At 67.1% G+C, this 14,365-nt stretch carries 16 protein-coding genes; 5 read left to right on the top strand and 11 right to left on the bottom strand.

Going from position 1 to position 14,365, the window contains the following annotated elements; genetic code table 11:
- Positions 1-49: 49 nt before the first annotated feature.
- Positions 50-925 carry a hypothetical protein gene (locus CLN94_RS05200; RefSeq protein ID WP_096431862.1) on the top strand — a complete coding sequence of 292 codons (876 nt, stop codon included), beginning with the start codon at positions 50-52 and terminating at the stop codon, positions 923-925.
- 60 nt (positions 926-985) lie between these two features.
- On the opposite strand, the gene CLN94_RS05195 is transcribed toward CLN94_RS05200, so the two are convergent.
- Positions 986-1,237 (bottom strand): DUF2312 domain-containing protein, encoded by a 252-nt coding sequence (locus tag CLN94_RS05195; RefSeq protein WP_096431860.1) that lies wholly within the window; start codon positions 1,235-1,237, stop codon positions 986-988.
- Positions 1,238-1,393: 156 nt separating this feature from the next.
- On the opposite strand from CLN94_RS05195, the gene CLN94_RS05190 reads away from it, so the two are divergent.
- Positions 1,394-1,609 carry a hypothetical protein gene (locus CLN94_RS05190; RefSeq protein ID WP_096432213.1) on the top strand — a complete coding sequence of 72 codons (216 nt, stop codon included), beginning with the start codon at positions 1,394-1,396 and terminating at the stop codon, positions 1,607-1,609.
- Between the two features lie 5 nt (positions 1,610-1,614).
- On the opposite strand, the gene CLN94_RS05185 is transcribed toward CLN94_RS05190, so the two are convergent.
- Both CLN94_RS05185 and CLN94_RS05180 read right to left on the bottom strand, forming a co-directional pair.
- Positions 1,615-3,636 carry an enoyl-CoA hydratase/isomerase family protein gene (locus CLN94_RS05185; protein WP_096431858.1) on the bottom strand — a complete coding sequence of 674 codons (2,022 nt, stop codon included), beginning with the start codon at positions 3,634-3,636 and terminating at the stop codon, positions 1,615-1,617.
- A 134-nt stretch (positions 3,637-3,770) separates the two neighbouring features.
- A complete protein-coding gene (locus CLN94_RS05180; protein WP_096431856.1) occupies positions 3,771-4,094 on the bottom strand; it encodes a TraR/DksA family transcriptional regulator in 324 nt (107 codons plus the stop codon).
- A 150-nt stretch (positions 4,095-4,244) separates the two neighbouring features.
- Between CLN94_RS05180 and CLN94_RS05175 the strand changes: the two genes are divergently transcribed.
- Together CLN94_RS05175 and CLN94_RS05170 are read left to right on the top strand one after the other, a co-directional pair.
- Entirely contained in the window at positions 4,245-4,670 is a 426-nt protein-coding gene (locus tag CLN94_RS05175) for a YeeE/YedE family protein (protein ID WP_096431854.1), read from the top strand.
- A complete protein-coding gene (locus tag CLN94_RS05170; RefSeq protein WP_342744525.1) occupies positions 4,670-5,113 on the top strand; it encodes a DUF6691 family protein in 444 nt (147 codons plus the stop codon). The genes CLN94_RS05175 and CLN94_RS05170 overlap by 1 nt, the downstream gene beginning before the upstream one ends.
- Positions 5,114-5,116: 3 nt before the next feature.
- On the opposite strand, the gene CLN94_RS05165 is transcribed toward CLN94_RS05170, so the two are convergent.
- From CLN94_RS05165 to aptA, 8 genes are all read right to left on the bottom strand, one after another.
- Positions 5,117-6,298, bottom strand: coding sequence for a FliM/FliN family flagellar motor switch protein (locus tag CLN94_RS05165; RefSeq protein WP_096431850.1), 1,182 nt, complete (start codon positions 6,296-6,298; stop codon positions 5,117-5,119).
- 84 nt (positions 6,299-6,382) lie between these two features.
- Positions 6,383-9,088, bottom strand: coding sequence for a sensor histidine kinase (locus CLN94_RS05160; RefSeq protein WP_096431848.1), 2,706 nt, complete (start codon positions 9,086-9,088; stop codon positions 6,383-6,385).
- Positions 9,089-9,094: 6 nt separating this feature from the next.
- The gene (locus CLN94_RS05155) at positions 9,095-9,433 is read right to left on the bottom strand and encodes a hypothetical protein (protein ID WP_245845104.1); all 339 of its coding nucleotides are present in this window, start codon (positions 9,431-9,433) and stop codon (positions 9,095-9,097) included.
- Positions 9,426-9,815, bottom strand: a complete 390-nt coding sequence (locus tag CLN94_RS05150; RefSeq protein WP_096431846.1) for a response regulator transcription factor — start codon at positions 9,813-9,815, stop codon at positions 9,426-9,428. The genes CLN94_RS05155 and CLN94_RS05150 overlap by 8 nt, the downstream gene beginning before the upstream one ends.
- 55 nt (positions 9,816-9,870) lie before the next feature.
- Positions 9,871-11,190 (bottom strand): helix-turn-helix transcriptional regulator, encoded by a 1,320-nt coding sequence (locus CLN94_RS05145; RefSeq protein ID WP_096431844.1) that lies wholly within the window; start codon positions 11,188-11,190, stop codon positions 9,871-9,873.
- An 89-nt stretch (positions 11,191-11,279) separates the two neighbouring features.
- Positions 11,280-11,432: a hypothetical protein gene (locus CLN94_RS13945; protein WP_179300238.1), complete on the bottom strand. Its 153-nt coding sequence runs from the start codon at positions 11,430-11,432 to the stop codon at positions 11,280-11,282.
- A gap of 126 nt (positions 11,433-11,558) precedes the next feature.
- The gene (locus tag CLN94_RS05140) at positions 11,559-11,993 is read right to left on the bottom strand and encodes a hypothetical protein (RefSeq protein WP_096431842.1); all 435 of its coding nucleotides are present in this window, start codon (positions 11,991-11,993) and stop codon (positions 11,559-11,561) included.
- Positions 11,994-12,104: 111 nt separating this feature from the next.
- Complete coding sequence (gene aptA / locus CLN94_RS05135; RefSeq protein WP_096432211.1) at positions 12,105-13,427, bottom strand: omega-aminotransferase AptA; 1,323 nt, start codon at positions 13,425-13,427, stop codon at positions 12,105-12,107.
- Positions 13,428-13,637: 210 nt separating this feature from the next.
- Between aptA and CLN94_RS05130 the strand changes: the two genes are divergently transcribed.
- Positions 13,638-14,291: a TetR family transcriptional regulator C-terminal domain-containing protein gene (locus CLN94_RS05130; RefSeq protein ID WP_096431840.1), complete on the top strand. Its 654-nt coding sequence runs from the start codon at positions 13,638-13,640 to the stop codon at positions 14,289-14,291.
- Positions 14,292-14,365 lie beyond the last annotated feature (74 nt).

Raw genomic sequence — 14,365 nt, 5'->3', positions numbered from 1 at the left:
AAGCGCCGATATTGTCGCCCGCAATCGACAAGAACACCGACGGGGGCTGATGCAGGTCGTTTTTCACATGGGCGCGCATATGACCGATCAGGATCGGATCGTGCGCACCCTTTCGCAGAACTTCCGCAGCCTGCGCCGCGAAGGCGTGATCGTGCCGCATCCGCAGCGCTATCGGCTGGTTTTGCGCGACACGCTGCTGGCGCTGCGCGGATCGACCGCCGACCCCGAGACGCAACAGCGCATCCTGACCGCCTGTTCGGATCAGGACAATGTCGAGCGGCTGATCTTCAGCCATGAATTCTTTCTGTGCATCCCCGATCGCGTCATCACGCCGCAGGGCTTCTACGCGATGGTGCCAGACAAGCTGCGCCCGATGGCCAATCTCTTCCCGCAGGACGAGACCGAGTTTCACATGGCGCTGATCAATCCGGCCACGTTGATCCCGCAACTGCGCGCTAGCCAGCCGAACCGCACCTATCGCGAAACTATGTGCGAACATGACCCGCGCGAATTGCGCTGGGCGCCCTTGGTGCGCGAGATGGTCCACGCGCTCGAAGGCCGCAAGCTGGTGCTGTGGTGCAACGAAGACCTGCCACTGATCTGGCCCGAGGTGATCCGCGCCGTCGCGGGCCTGCCGCCCGAGGCGGCGCTGCGCGGCGACGAGGAAATCCTGACCGAGATCATGCGCCCCGAGGGGATCGAGCGGCTGCGTGCCTATGTCGCCACGCACCCGCCGCAGTCGGTTGCGCAGCGGCGCAAGATCCACACCGCCTTCCTCGACAAATTCGCCCGCCCGGAGGCGCTTGAGGTCGAGGCCGACCTGCCCGGCTGGACCGAGGAACTGATCGACGACATCACCGCGCTTTACGACCTCGACGTGGCCGAGATCGCGGCGATGGACGGCGTGACCTTCATCGCGCCCTGACCCCCGAAAATGAAAAAACCCCGGCCGCGGGGCCGGGGCTGTCGGGCGCGGCAGGGCGCCTTACTGCATGCCGAGCGCGGCCTTGTAGGTCTCGAGGATCGCCTCTTCCTCGGCCACGTCGTTCTTGTCGCGCTTGCGCAGGGCGATGATCTTTTTCATCACCTTGGTGTCGTAACCGCGCGCCTTGGCTTCGGACATGATGTCCTTCTGCTGCTCGGCGATGTCCTTCTTCTCGGCTTCGAGGCTCTCGAATTGCTCGATGAACTGGCGCAGCTCGTCGGCGGCGACGGAATAGACGGCATCGTTGGGCATGGGCGCACTCCTCGGCTCTGTTCGTCGCTTTGCTAAGCGGTTCCGGCGCGGGCTTCAAGCGCCCAGTGGTGCGTGGCGCGGGCTCCGGGGCTTGTCAGCAGGGTTTTGCCGCGTTACCCCGGCAGCAATCGCCCTGTCATGCCGGAGAGCCTGCCCATGCAAATTCTGATCTGGATCGGAGCCGTCGTCACGCTGGTCGGCCTCGCCGTGATCCTGTGGTCGATCCTTGAGATCGTGAAGGCGAAACGCGCGGGCCTCGACGACGAAACGCTGCGCGCGCGCCTTCAGCGCGCTGTCACCGTGAACCTCGGGGCGTTTTTCCTTTCGGCGCTCGGCCTGATCATGGTGGTCGCGGGGATCATGCTGGGCTGAGCCCCTCAGATCCCGAATTTGCCGCCATCGCGCACCAGTTCATCCCACAGGGCGACCGGCTTCGGCCCGCCCTCGTCGATCAACTGACGCAGGCGCTTGCGCACCGCCAGCGCCCCCATCCGGTCCGCCCAATAAAGCGGCCCGCCCTGTGCAGCAGGAAAGCCAAGCGCCAGTTCCGCCGCCAGATCGACATCGCCGGCCCGCAGCGCCGCCCCCGAATGCAGCAAGGCCGCCCCCTCCCCCGCCAGTTCGGCCAGAACCCGCGTGACGATCTCTGAGGCGGACATCCGGCGCGGCTCGATCCCGGCTTCAAGGCGCAGCGCGGCGAGAGTTTCCGCGGTTTCAGGCAGGAGTTCCGGCGCGCGCCCCTCGGCATGACGATAGATCCCTTGCCCGACCTCGCGCCCGCTTTGGCCCAGAAGGTCAAGGTAACTCAGATAGGGGCCGGGGGCGCGATGCGCCGCCGCGAGCCGCTCGAAGGCGCCAGCAAGGCCGCGCTCGTCGATCCGCCGGAACGGACCGATCGCAAAGCCGAAGTCTTCCAGCGCGTGATCGACGGCATCCGGCAAGGCCCCCGCCATGACGCAGCGCTCGGCCGCGGCGAAAAACGCGCCCTCCAGCCGGTCGGCCACCCCGTCGCCAAAAATCACCACCGAACCCGCCCGCCGCAGCGGCGCAGCCGCCCGGGACAGTGCCTCGGCGCCGATCCCCTCTTCGGGGGCGAGTTCGCGCAACCGCGCCGAGCGATGCAGCCGGATTTCGCCCGGCCCGGCCGCAGCCCCCGCGACCACCATCAGCACGCGATGCCCCGCGACGATGCCCCGCAGCGCGGCAAGATCCGCCTCGCCCGGCGCCGTCGGCTCGGCATAGACCAGCCGCGCCGCAGCCAGATCGTGGAGCTTGCGGCCAAAGGCGATCCGCGTCGTCAGCGCCTCGGCCTGCGCCGCGTCGATCCGGCCAGAGGCCGCACGCAGCGCGATTTCCTTCAGGATCCGGTCATGCGCCCGCGCGACACGATCCTCGGGACCGCCGAAAATAACCTGATGCCCGGCAGAGGCCAGCTCCAGCGCCAGCCGGTCGCCCATCGCCCAAAGCGCGACGCGCTCGGGGCGCGGGGCCGCCAAAGGCTCGTCTGGCAGGCGCTGCGCCTGACGGCGCACCCGGTCGGCATGGATCAGCCCCTGCGCCAGCGAAGCGCCAAGCAGATCATGATGCGCGACCGCTTCGAAATCGAGTGCCTCGCGGATCGGCAAAAGCGCGGCCGCCTCGACCACACCGATCAGCCGCTGCCCGGCATCATGGCGCCGCCCCTCGGCGACCCGCGCGCGCATCTCGGAGACTTCGTCAAAGAACCGCCCGACCTCGGCCAGCGCCTTGCGACGATCGGGCAAACCCGGCGCCTGACCACCGGCCGCGTCCAGCGCCCGCGCCATCGCCGTCGCATCCAGATCCTGCGCGGGCACCACCAGGTCGCACAGCCCCTGCGAGACCGCCTGAGCCGCCGCCACACGTCGCCCGGACAGCAGGAAATCTATGGTGCTGGCGGCCCCGGCGCGCTGCGCCAGGCGCACCACGGCACCCCCGGCCGGACAATATCCAAGCGCATATTCCCGCGCGAGAAACACCGTGCCCGCCGCCGCGATCCGCAACCCCGCCGCCTGCGCCAGCGCCAGCCCCGCCCCCGAGACCAGCCCGGAAAGCTCGGCCACCACCGGCAGGGGCGCCCCGGCCACGCGATCACAGAGCGGCGCCAACCCCGGCGCGAGCCCCCGGGCGGGGTCGCCCGGCGCCTGCAGCGCCTCGTATTCGATCAAAGGGTCGGGCGAAAACGGCCAGCCGCCCGCCTCGGGATCGGCGCGCAGAATGATCGCGCGCACCCCCGGCTCGGCCAGCGCCAGCTCGAGCGCATTGCCAAGCGCGCCCCGCAGATCAGCGTCGAAACCCGCCCGCGCGCCATCGCGCCCCCGACCGCTCATCGTGATCAGGGCCACACCCTCGCGTCGTTGCAGCTTTACGCGTCTGGTCATCTCCCGCTCCTCTTCCCTGCGGCGGCACCGCGAGACCGCGGCGCACGGCAGGCCCAGTTCGCCCAAGTTTACGAGCTTGGCGCTGCGAGGCAACGCCAAAGATCAAAGCTTGGCAGGGGTTTGGCGGGCGCGGATCAGGCGCCCGGCGCGTGTTTGCGGCAGAAAGGCGTCGCCGGCAGCAGGTCGAGGCGCGCTTCGTCGATCCGCTCGCCGCAGGTGACGCAATAGCCATACTCGCCCTCGTCCAGACGCGCGAGTGCAGCCTCGATCATGCGCAGCTCGTTGCGCGCGGAGTCGCCCAGATCATGGAGCACCTCGTCGCCTTCGCGCTCGGTCGCCATCTCTTCCCAATCCTTGGCCTCATGGCTTTCCAACTCGGCCTCGATCTGGTCGATGCGGCCCAGCAGCTGCGCCTTGCGCGCCTGAAGCTCTTCGCGGCGGATATCGTCCGATTTCATGGCGGTCCTCCTCTGATCATTTCATCTAGAAGCGAGCCGCGCCCGGTGGCCTTGATACAGGTCAAACCGCTTGCCGATCATACACCTGCCCCGATACGGTAGCCCCGGAACTGCGGCGCCGGGAGACGCGCCGCGACAAGGGATATCACGATGGAACAGGACTGGATCTGGGGCCTCGTCGGAGGCCTGATGATCGGCCTTGGCGCGGCGATTTATCTGCTGGTCAATGGCCGGATCATGGGCGCAAGCGGCATTCTGGGCGGGCTGGTGGACGGCAGCGGGCGCGATTCCACCTCGGAGCGTTTCGCCTTTCTTGCGGGGCTGGTGGCGATCCCGCCGCTTCTGGTGCCGCTGTATCAGGTGGTCGACACCAAGGTGACCTCGAATATCGCGGTGCTGGTGATCGCGGGGCTTCTGGTCGGGATCGGCACGCGGATCGCGAATGGCTGCACCTCGGGGCATGGCGTCTGCGGGATCTCGCGGTTTTCGCTGCGCGGGATCACGGCGACGGTGTTCTACCTGATCGGCGGCGGGCTGGCGCTGATCGTCGGGCGCCACCTGCTGGGAGTGATCTGATGCGCAATTTCTTTGCTTTCCTCTCGGGCGGGCTGTTCGGCGCGGGGCTTCTGGTCGCGGGCATGGTCGACACGCGCAAGGTGCAGGGCTGGCTTGACGTGTTCGGCGAATGGGATCCGACGCTGGCCTTCGTGCTAGCCGGCGCCGTCGGCGTGATGATGATCGCCTGGGCGTTCGCCAAACGCCGCGCGCAGACCCTGATCGGCCTGCCGATGCCCGAAGCGCCGCCGAAGCTCGTTGATCGTAACCTCGTGTTTGGGTCTCTGATGTTCGGCGTGGGCTGGGGGCTGGCGGGGCTCTGCCCGGGCCCGGCGCTTGGATCGCTCTCCTTTGGCGGCTGGCAGGGCTGGCTTTTCGTGCTGGCGATGGGCATGGGCATGGCGATCGCGCCGATGTTCAAGGAACAGCTTGCCCGGCTCGACACCGCACCCGAGGACGGCTGAGCATCACCTATCGGACCCGGTCTTGAGCGCCTCCGGGTCAAGCGTGGCCGGGTCGAACCCATCCAGCGCGAGCCCCTCCATCGGCGCGGCCATAGCCAGATTGCCGGGCAGGTCGTAGGCCTGGGCCTCCGGTGCGCCCAGCCCCGACAGCGTGCCCAGCTCGGGCACCTCGGCCGGGTCCATCGCGGGAAACGGGCTTTGCCCCGCCCGTGACCAATCCGTGTCGTCCCGCCGCCGCCCACGATTGACCGCCGCTGGCTCAGCCTCGCGGTCTCGCAAGCGCAGCGCCCGCGCGCCATTTTGCTGACCCAGCCGCGCGAAACTCAGAAGCCTGCGCCCGCCGCCCTCGACCCGCACCTGTTCGAGACACGCAGCCGAGAGCGGAATTTCCAGCCCCGGCCGAAATGACATCACCGCCTGCAAGGGCAGCTGCACACGCTGCAGAACCGCCAGCAACTCGGCGGGCGCCCCCTTGACCACCGCCTCCATCTGCGCATGCCAAAGCTCTGCCTCGTCCGCGCCAAACTCGGAGGCAAGCGCCGTGATCTCGGAGGCTTCCGGCGCAGCGGCGGGACGCGGCCGCGCCCCGCGCCCGGTCGCGGGCACCGCCCAGATCAGCCGCCCCGCGCGGTCGCCGCCCGGACCAAACCCCATCTCGATCGTCCAGACGCGATAGGAAATATCCTCGAACATCAGGCCGATCGGGCGCGGATCATCAAGATACGAGCCATAGCGGAACCCGCCCGCCCAAGTGATTGCGTCATGCTCGGCCAGTTGCGCCTCGATCTCGGCCAGAACGCCGTCGACGAAATCGGCGGCCATCGCGGCATCGATCCGGGTCGGGCGGCGCGGCGCGGGCGGCGTTGTGCTCAGCCGCCCCATCGTCTGCATCTCGATCAGCGCGGCCAGCGTGTCGGGCGGCAGGACCATCAGCCCCAGCCCCTCTTTCGGCCCTTCGAGCAGCGTGTAAAGTGACAGGTCCTGGAACAGCTCGGGCAGGTCCGCGAGCGTCATTCGCGCCTCTTTCAGCGCGTGCACATGCAGCGGCAACTCAAGCTGATCCTGCGCAACCCGCGCCAGCGCCTGCCCGATCGCACGCTCCGCCGTCATGGGTGCCGCATCCGGGGCGAGCTTGCCCGCCTCGGCCTTCCTGCGCACCACCGTGTTGCCGTTTTGCTCTGCCATCCTGACCTGCCGACCCCAGACGGGGGCATTCGGGACAAGGATTCGCAGATCAGGGTTTATAAATCATTGAAATGGGAAGGGCTTTCACCCCTCCATCACCGCGCGCGCCTCGGCCTCGGAATAGCGCAGCGGCAAGGTCACCCGGAACGCCGCCCCGCCCTGCCCCGGCAGGTAGTCGATCGTGCCGCCCAGATTGGCCATGATCTCGCGGCAGATCGCCAGCCCCAGCCCCGCCCCGCCCGCGCGCGAGGTATCGGTCAGACGCGCGAATTTCTCGAAGATCAGCGCCTGCGCCTTTTTCGGGATGCCAGAGCCGTTGTCGATGAAGTCGATCTGCACGCGCGGGCCGCGCTTGCGCACCTCGATGCGCAGCTTCGGCAGCTCGGCGTCGCAATATTTGCGGGCGTTGGAAACAAGATTGATGAACACCTGCAACAGCCGGTCGGTATCGGTGAACACCGCCATGTGTTCAACGCTCGGATCGCGCTCGATGCGGAACTTGCGCTCGGGCCGGGTGGAGCCCGCCGCCTGCACCGCTTTTGACAGCAGGTCATGCAGGTTCGCCGCCCCGATATTAAGCTGTACGCGGCGGTTTTCCAGCACCGACAGGTCGAGCAGATCGTCGAGCAGGCGGGTCAGTCGGCGCGCCTCTTCATGGATGATCTCGCCGTATTTCTGGCGCATCTCCTCGGGCAGGTCGGGCTCCATCAGGATCTCCGAGAACGCCCGGATCGAGGTCATCGGCGTGCGTAATTCATGGCTGATCTGGCCGAGGAAGGCGTCTTTCTGCACCGACAGCTCGGTCAGCTTGTCATTGGCCTCGCGCAGCGCGCGGGCGGTGCGCGCGAGCTCCTCGGACTTGGCTTCGAGCTGGGCGGAATATTCCTTGATCTCGGCCGCCTCACCCGCCACCGCGATCAGGTCCTGCACCGAGACCGAACTGCCCCCCGAAAGCTGCGCGATCATCGCGTGCGCCGTGGCCGCCCCGACCGAGCCGGCCAGCTCGCGTTCAAGCGTTGTGATGAATTCGGGCGTGGTATCGGGCAGAAAACCGGTCTTTCCCTGTGCCGCCGCCTCGGACTGAAAGAACTTCTGCGCCTCGCTGACGCCAAGGATGCGCTGCGACATCGACAGAAGGTCTTCGGCGTCGGCCTGCCCGCGCGTCCAGCCGCGCGCATTGGGCGCCTGGTCGAACACGTTGACAAAGGCCAGCCCCTGCAGCCGCTCCATCGGCGGCGGGAAGCTCGACATCGAAAAGATGAGGAACGCCAAGGTGTTGAGAAGCAAGGACCACATCAGAGCATGGAGCAGCGGATCGAGCCCGGTAAAGCCGAAAAGCGCGTGCGGGCGCAGCCAGTCGATGCCGAAGAGCCCCTCGGCCATGACGCTGGCCGAGATCCAGCCGCTGGTACCGACCGAGGGCAGAAACAGCGTGTAAAGCCAGATCGCAAAACCAATCAGGAGCCCCGCACGCGCACCGACATGGGTCGCCCCACGCCAGAAGATCCCGCCCAAAAGCGCGGGCAGAACCTGCGCCGCACCGACGAAGGCGATCAGGCCAATGGCGGCCAGCGCCTCGGAGCCGCCCGAGAGGTGGTAATAGGTATAGCCCATCGCCAGCACGCCCGCGATCGAGACCCGCCGCGAGGTCAGCACGAGCCCGCGCACATCGCCGCTTTCGCGCACGCTCTGACGCCGCAAAGCGAGCCAGAGCGGCGTGACGATATGGTTCGAGACCATCGTCGCCAGCGCAATCGCCGCCACGATCACCATCGAGGTGGCCGAGGAAAACCCGCCCAGAAACGCCAGCAGCGCGAGCTTGCCCTGGCCTTCGGACAGGGGCAGCGTCAGCACGAAAAGATCCGGATTGGTGCCCGGCGGCATCCGCTCAAGCCCGACCACCGCGATTGGCAGGACGAAGAGGCTCATCATCATCAGATAGGCCGGAAAGGCCCAGCTGGCGGTGGCAAGGTGACGCTCACTCACGTTCTCGACGACCAGCACCTGAAACATCCGCGGCAAGGTCAGGATCGCCGCCGCCGACACAAAGATCAGCCCTGCGAACCGGCCCGGCTTCAGGTTCCAATCCGCTATCGGCGAGGCCGCGACCTTGTCGAGGACATCGGCCACCCCGCCCGCAAGCCCCCAGACGACGAAAACCCCTACCGCCACCAGCGCCACAAGCTTGACCACCGCCTCAAGCGCAATGGCCATCACCACGCCGTGGTGGCGCTCATTGGCATCGAGGTTGCGCGTGCCGAACAGGATCGTGAACACCGCGAGCCCGCCCGCGATCCAGAGCGCGGCCTCGCCCTGCCCCGACATCACCCAGAATTCGGGCGTGTCGGCGGCGAAGACCCCAAAGCTCAGTGTCACCGATTGCAGCTGCAACGCGATATAGGGCGTGGCCGAGGCCACCGACATCAGCGTGACGATCACCCCCAGCGAGTTCGACTTGCCATAGCGCGACGAGATCAGGTCGGCGATCGAGGTCACCCGCTGCGCCCGGCCGATCCGCACCAGCTTGCGCAGGATCCACCACCAGCCGATGAAGACCAGCGTCGGGCCGAGATAGATGGTGACGAACTCAAGCCCCGAACGCGCCGCATAGCCCACCGCGCCGTAAAACGTCCAAGCGGTGCAATAGATCGACAGCGAAAGCGTGTAGATGATCGGCGAATGCAGGAATTTCAGCCGCCCGCGCTGCGCCCGCCGCTCGGCGAAATAGGCCACGGCGAAGAGCATGATGACGTAGAGCAGGCAGAAGGCGACGAGCATGTTGAAGGGCATGGCGCGTCACTCCTCGGGCGGCGGCTCGGTTGCGCGCGGAGCAGCCCCCCCGCCCGCGTCGCGGCGGCGCAGCACGCCCGAGCCCTCGGCCGTTTCCTCCTCGTCATAGGTCGGCGCCAGCCCCCGCGCGAGGATCAGCGCCGCCAGGATCAGCATCACCCAGGAGGCAAAGATATAGACCAACCCACGCGCGGTATCGGGCACAGGCGTGCTGGCCGGTTCCCAGGCAACGGGCAGCATGAAGATCACCGCACCGCCGATCGGCAGCAGCCGCGCCGCATCCATCTTGCGCCGCCGCCGATAGGACCGGCGCGCGAGGAAAACCGGCTGGCTGGACTTAGGCATCGGGGGTGGTCTCCGGCGCGACGATCCGCCCGAGCATCTCGCACAGTTCCGAATTCGCGAAGGGTTTCGACAGGAAGGCCGTGGCGCCCGCGCGCTGCGCCGCCTCGCGGTCCCGCGATTGCCCGCGGGCGGTCAGCATCAGCACCGGCAAATCGGCGAAGTCACTGCGCGCGCGCAGCCGCGACAGGATCTCGATGCCGGAAAGCCCCGGCAACATCAGGTCGAGAATAAGTACATCGGGGCGCAAGTCTTCAACAGCCGACAAAGCCTGCGCCCCGTCGGACCGAATCGAAACCTCCCAACCCGCACGTTTCAGAATGAATCGGATCGCCTCCGCGATGTTCGGCTCATCCTCAATGAGAAGCACATGATGCTTTTCCACGGCGTCCTCCCCCGTTCAACTATTGCGGGCGGCGGGCGAACTGTCAAACGCCTCGCTAGGCTTCGCCCATAATCGAAGGCTCGCGTCGGCCAGCACAGGCCGCGCGCGGACAGATCCGGCAGCTCGACCCGATCAGCCGGGCTGGGCCAGTGGCGATTTCAGGCGTGTCGGGGGGCGGCAGAATCAGCATCATCGCCTCCATCAGCACCGGCCCGTCGAACCCGCCCGGAGCGCGCGGCTGGCAATAGGCATAGCTCAGATAGCGCTGCGGCAGGCGCCCGGCCATATCGACCAGCGCGCGGATCGGCTGCATCGGCCGCGACAGCGCCTCGAACAGTGGCCAGAGCGGACAGGCCGCACCAAAGCGCGGCAGCGCGAAGCCCGGCGCCGGACGCCGAAACGTGAGCGTCCCGGAGGCATCGCAGATCACCAGCCCCAGCGGCGGCAGGCCGGGCACCCCCTCGGGGAGCGCCGCAAGCCGGCGAAACACCGTCCCCAACGACACGCCGAAGCGCGCTGCAAGCGCCGCCGGATCGGGCCCAAGCGCCGCCAATGCGCGGGTCATCTCGGGCAAGGGCAGCGCGCGCGCATCGGCCGCGACCTGCGCGATATGGGCCAGCGCAAGTTTGCGCGCGGCCCCCGAGGCCAGTTCGGGCACGCCGTCGATCAGCCGTTCATGCGCGGGCGGATCGGCGGCCTCCAGCTCAGTCAGGTGCCAGTTACGCGCCTCGAGCCAGGCCTCGACCTGTTCGAGCGGCGTGGCCAGGCCGGTCTCGGCCTGTTCCTCGGCGTCCAGATAGCCCACCAGCGCCTCGGCCGTGTCCGAGAGGCGCAGGCTTTCCTCCTGGATCGTGGCGAGGAACCGCGCCCGCCACTCGAGCTCGATATCTTCGGTCTCGACCAGAATTGCCGCCGTCGAACGCAGCCCCGTCACCGCCGAGATCACCTCGTGCAGCGAGGTCAGCAGGAACGGGTCCTGCGCCATGCGTTCGGAATAATCCTCTAGCACGCGCTCCAGTTCAGTCACGCGCTTCTGCCGCGCGGCCAGCACCGCCGCCCAGCCCGGGAAGCGGCCGACAAATTCTTCGATCCGCTCCAGCTCGGCCTGGCTGACCGGCGCATCGCCCCCCGCGGCCGCTTCGCGCAGCCCCTCAAAGAGCGCCCCCTCGGCGCCTTCTGCCAGCGCCACGGGCTCGGCCCCCAGCACCCGCGCAAGCTTGTCCAGAAGCTCGTCGCCGACCCGGCGCCGGTTATGTTCGATGAGGTTGATATAGGCCGCCGACACGCCGACCGCGCGCGCCAGATCCGCCTGTTTCAGGCCCAGCGCCGTCCGTCTTTCGCGGATGCGCGTGCCGGTCAATGCAGAGCGCGCCATGCCTTCTCCCCCTCTCAGCCTGCAACTTAACCGCTAACAGACTGCCTTTGCGAGAGATTTACACGGCGCGCCGGATTTTCAAAGGGGTCTCAGCACTCCGACGGAACAACCGCCGCCATATCGCTGATGTCGCTCACGCCGCCTTCGCATTGCATGTCGCCGCTCGGCATCGGCGCACAGGCCGCCAGCGCGAGGACGACCGCGCTCAGCCCCGCCACCATGAATTTCTGAACATAACGCATCTTTGCCTCCTCAAAGCAGTCCACACGGCTTCACCGCGCAAGCCCATCATATGGCACGAAAACTTGTGCGAAAACTGATCGGCATCAAATCCGGCCCGAGGTGCCGCAACGTCGTTTCCGTTCGGGTCACCCGAGCGAGCGGAATTTGGCCCCGTAATTGAGCGCGCGGCGCGAACAGACCTCCATCGCGTCGCGCAGCCAGACCCGATCGGGCCCGTCGAATATCCCCAGATCGGCGCCCAGCTTCGCGCGCCCCGCCGCGATCTCCTCCCCCATTGGCGCATCATAGCCCTTAAGCCGCCCAAGCCAGAACTGCGCCGCCTCGTCGAAATAGCTGCCCGAAGGCGCGCCTCCGGGCGAGACATCCTGCGCCACCGCCAAGCAATAGCCCGCCTCGGCCCCGAGGCTCGGCGTCCCGAACAGATACCCGGGCGGTGCCGCAAACTGGCTTTTCCAGGTCAGGAAAAACAGCCCCGCCACCAGCGCCACCAGAACCGCCCCGCCGCCCCAGAGCAACCAGGCGGGGAAATCCCCTTCCGCGCGCACCTCGACCTTTTGCATCCGTTACCTCCAGTCGCAGACAGTCTGGCAAACGCCGATTAACAAAGGCTGAAACGCAAACGGCCCGCCCCGGATCTGCCGGAGCGGGCCGCTTTTGCGCGGAGGCGGGCCTTAGTCGAGCGTCGCCAGAACCTCGCCGATCGTGCCGATCAGCTGGTCGATATGCTCTTTCTCGATGATCAGCGGCGGGCTCATCGCGATGATATCGCCCGTGGTGCGGATCAGGATGCCCTTTTCATAGGCCTGCAGGAAGGCGTTGAAGGCGCGCTTCGTCGGCTCGCCCGGAAGCGGCTCCAGCTCGATCGCGCCGACCAGACCGGTGTTGCGCACGTCGATCACGTGGCGCGCCCCCTTGAGGCTGTGCAGCGCGTCCTCCCAATAGGGCGCCATCTCGGCGGCGCGCTCGAACAGCGCCTCTTCGCGATAGGTTTCGAGCGTCGCGATCCCCGCGGCCGAGGCCACCGGGTTGCCCGAGTAGGTATAGCCGTGGAACAGCTCGATCATGTGCTCGGGGCCGGTCATGAACGTGTCGTAGATCTCACCCGAGACCAGCACCGCGCCCATCGGGATGACGCCGTTGGTCAGGCCCTTGGCCGTGGTCATCATGTCCGGCGTGACGCCGTAATGCTGCGAGGCAAAGGCCGAGCCGAGGCGGCCGAAGCCGGTGATCACTTCGTCGAAGATCAGCAGGATGCCGTGCTTCTTGGTGATGTCGCGCAGGCGCTGCAGATAGCCCTTGGGCGGCAGGATCACGCCGGCCGAGCCCGACATCGGCTCGACGATAACGGCGGCGATGGTCTCGGCGCCATGCAGCGCGACGATGCGCTCCAGCTCATCGGCGAGGTTCGCACCATGCTCGGGCTGGCCACGGGTAAAGGCGTTCTCGGGCAGATGCGTGTGCGGCAGGTGGTCGACACCGGCCAGCAGCGTGCCGAACATGCGGCGATTGTTGACAAGCCCGCCCACCGAGATGCCGCCGAAGTTCACGCCATGATAGCCCTTTTCACGGCCGATCAGACGGGTGCGGGTGCCCTCGCCGCGGGCGCGGTGATAGGCCAGCGCGATCTTGAGCGCGGTCTCGACCGATTCCGAGCCGGAGTTGGTGAAGAAGGCGTGGTCGATGCCCTCGGGCGCGATATCGACCAGCCGGTTGGCCAGTTCGAAAGCGACCGGGTGGCCCATCTGGAAGGGCGGCGCATAGTCAAGCTCGGCGACCTGCTTCTGGATCGCCTCGGTGATCTTCGGGCGGCAATGGCCCGCGTTGCAGCACCACAGGCCCGCCGTGCCATCAAGCACCTGGCGACCGTCGGTGGTGAAATAATGCATGTCTTTTGCCGAAGCCAGAAGGCGCGGCGCCTTCTTGAACTGGCGGTTCGCGGTGAACGGCATCCAGAAAGCATTCAGGTCGTTGGGCGTATTGCGATCAAGCGCCATCGCTGTCTCCTTGGGGTTCGGGCCGGCCCCTGCCGCACCCAGTTCTTTAATGTCCGGATTTGACCAGACGGTCAGCGCCACGCTAACACAGGGTTAAGGGTAGTCAAGGAATCCAAAACGGCACTTGCGCGGCGGCGAGCGACAGGGAACGCCCGCCGTTGATCGCTGTCAAGCACTCCTGTACAAGCCCGCCGAGCGAGGAGGAAACGCGTGACCCAGAGCAAGCCCAGCAAGCCCGTCGGCGCGGCCCAGCGTCCGCAGACCCGCATCCAGAAGCGCAATCGCGAGACCATTCTGGAGGCCGGGCTGGAGGTGTTCTCGGCCTTCGGGTTTCGCGGCTCGACGCTCGACCAGATCGCCAAGGCAGCGGGGCTGTCGAAACCGAACCTGCTGTACTATTTCCCCTCGAAGGAAGCGATCCACATCGAGTTGCTCTCGGAGCTGATGGACGACTGGCTGGCGCCGCTGCGGGCGATGGACGCCGCCGGAGAGCCGCGCGAGGAAATCCTGCGCTACGTGCGCCGCAAGCTCGAGATGAGCCAGGAGATGCCGCGCGAAAGCCGGCTCTTCGCAAATGAGATGCTGCAGGGCGCGCCGCATGTGCTGGCGGGGCTCTCGGGCGACCTCAAGGCGTTGGTGGATGCCAAGGCCGCGATGATCCGCGGCTGGTCCGAGGACGGCCGGATCGCGCCGGTCGATCCTTATCACCTGATCTTTTCGATCTGGGCACTGACCCAGCATTACGCCGATTTCGACGTGCAGGTGCGCGCCATTCTCGGGCCGGGCCATGACCCGTTCATCGAGGCCGAAAGCTACCTGGAAATGCTGTTCACGCGGCTTTTGGCCCCGGACCCCGGCCGCTAGAGCCCAGCCGTTAACCAAGCCTTGCGAAAACCCGCCCGGATTCACCTTCGGTTTACTCTTGGCGCGCAGGATTC

Origin of the sequence: Pseudothioclava arenosa (assembly GCF_002358085.1) — a bacterium.
Classification (GTDB): domain Bacteria; phylum Pseudomonadota; class Alphaproteobacteria; order Rhodobacterales; family Rhodobacteraceae; genus Pseudothioclava; species Pseudothioclava arenosa.
This window is presented reverse-complemented; position numbering and strand designations above follow the sequence as displayed.

What these genes read in the sequence shown, in the direction of transcription:
- CLN94_RS05200 (WP_096431862.1), top strand. Translation starts at nt 50, where the DNA reads ATGCAGGTCGTTTTTCACATGGGCGCGCATATGACCGATCAGGATCGG.
- CLN94_RS05165 (WP_096431850.1), bottom strand. Translation starts at nt 6,298, where the DNA reads ATGGCAGAGCAAAACGGCAACACGGTGGTGCGCAGGAAGGCCGAGGCG.
- CLN94_RS05170 (WP_342744525.1), top strand. Translation starts at nt 4,670, where the DNA reads ATGCGCAATTTCTTTGCTTTCCTCTCGGGCGGGCTGTTCGGCGCGGGG.
- CLN94_RS05145 (WP_096431844.1), bottom strand. Translation starts at nt 11,190, where the DNA reads ATGGCGCGCTCTGCATTGACCGGCACGCGCATCCGCGAAAGACGGACG.
- CLN94_RS05140 (WP_096431842.1), bottom strand. Translation starts at nt 11,993, where the DNA reads ATGCAAAAGGTCGAGGTGCGCGCGGAAGGGGATTTCCCCGCCTGGTTG.
- CLN94_RS05175 (WP_096431854.1), top strand. Translation starts at nt 4,245, where the DNA reads ATGGAACAGGACTGGATCTGGGGCCTCGTCGGAGGCCTGATGATCGGC.
- CLN94_RS05180 (WP_096431856.1), bottom strand. Translation starts at nt 4,094, where the DNA reads ATGAAATCGGACGATATCCGCCGCGAAGAGCTTCAGGCGCGCAAGGCG.
- CLN94_RS05190 (WP_096432213.1), top strand. Translation starts at nt 1,394, where the DNA reads ATGCAAATTCTGATCTGGATCGGAGCCGTCGTCACGCTGGTCGGCCTC.
- CLN94_RS05160 (WP_096431848.1), bottom strand. Translation starts at nt 9,088, where the DNA reads ATGCCCTTCAACATGCTCGTCGCCTTCTGCCTGCTCTACGTCATCATG.
- CLN94_RS05155 (WP_245845104.1), bottom strand. Translation starts at nt 9,433, where the DNA reads ATGCCTAAGTCCAGCCAGCCGGTTTTCCTCGCGCGCCGGTCCTATCGG.
- CLN94_RS13945 (WP_179300238.1), bottom strand. Translation starts at nt 11,432, where the DNA reads ATGCGTTATGTTCAGAAATTCATGGTGGCGGGGCTGAGCGCGGTCGTC.
- CLN94_RS05185 (WP_096431858.1), bottom strand. Translation starts at nt 3,636, where the DNA reads ATGACCAGACGCGTAAAGCTGCAACGACGCGAGGGTGTGGCCCTGATC.
- aptA (WP_096432211.1), bottom strand. Translation starts at nt 13,427, where the DNA reads ATGGCGCTTGATCGCAATACGCCCAACGACCTGAATGCTTTCTGGATG.
- CLN94_RS05195 (WP_096431860.1), bottom strand. Translation starts at nt 1,237, where the DNA reads ATGCCCAACGATGCCGTCTATTCCGTCGCCGCCGACGAGCTGCGCCAG.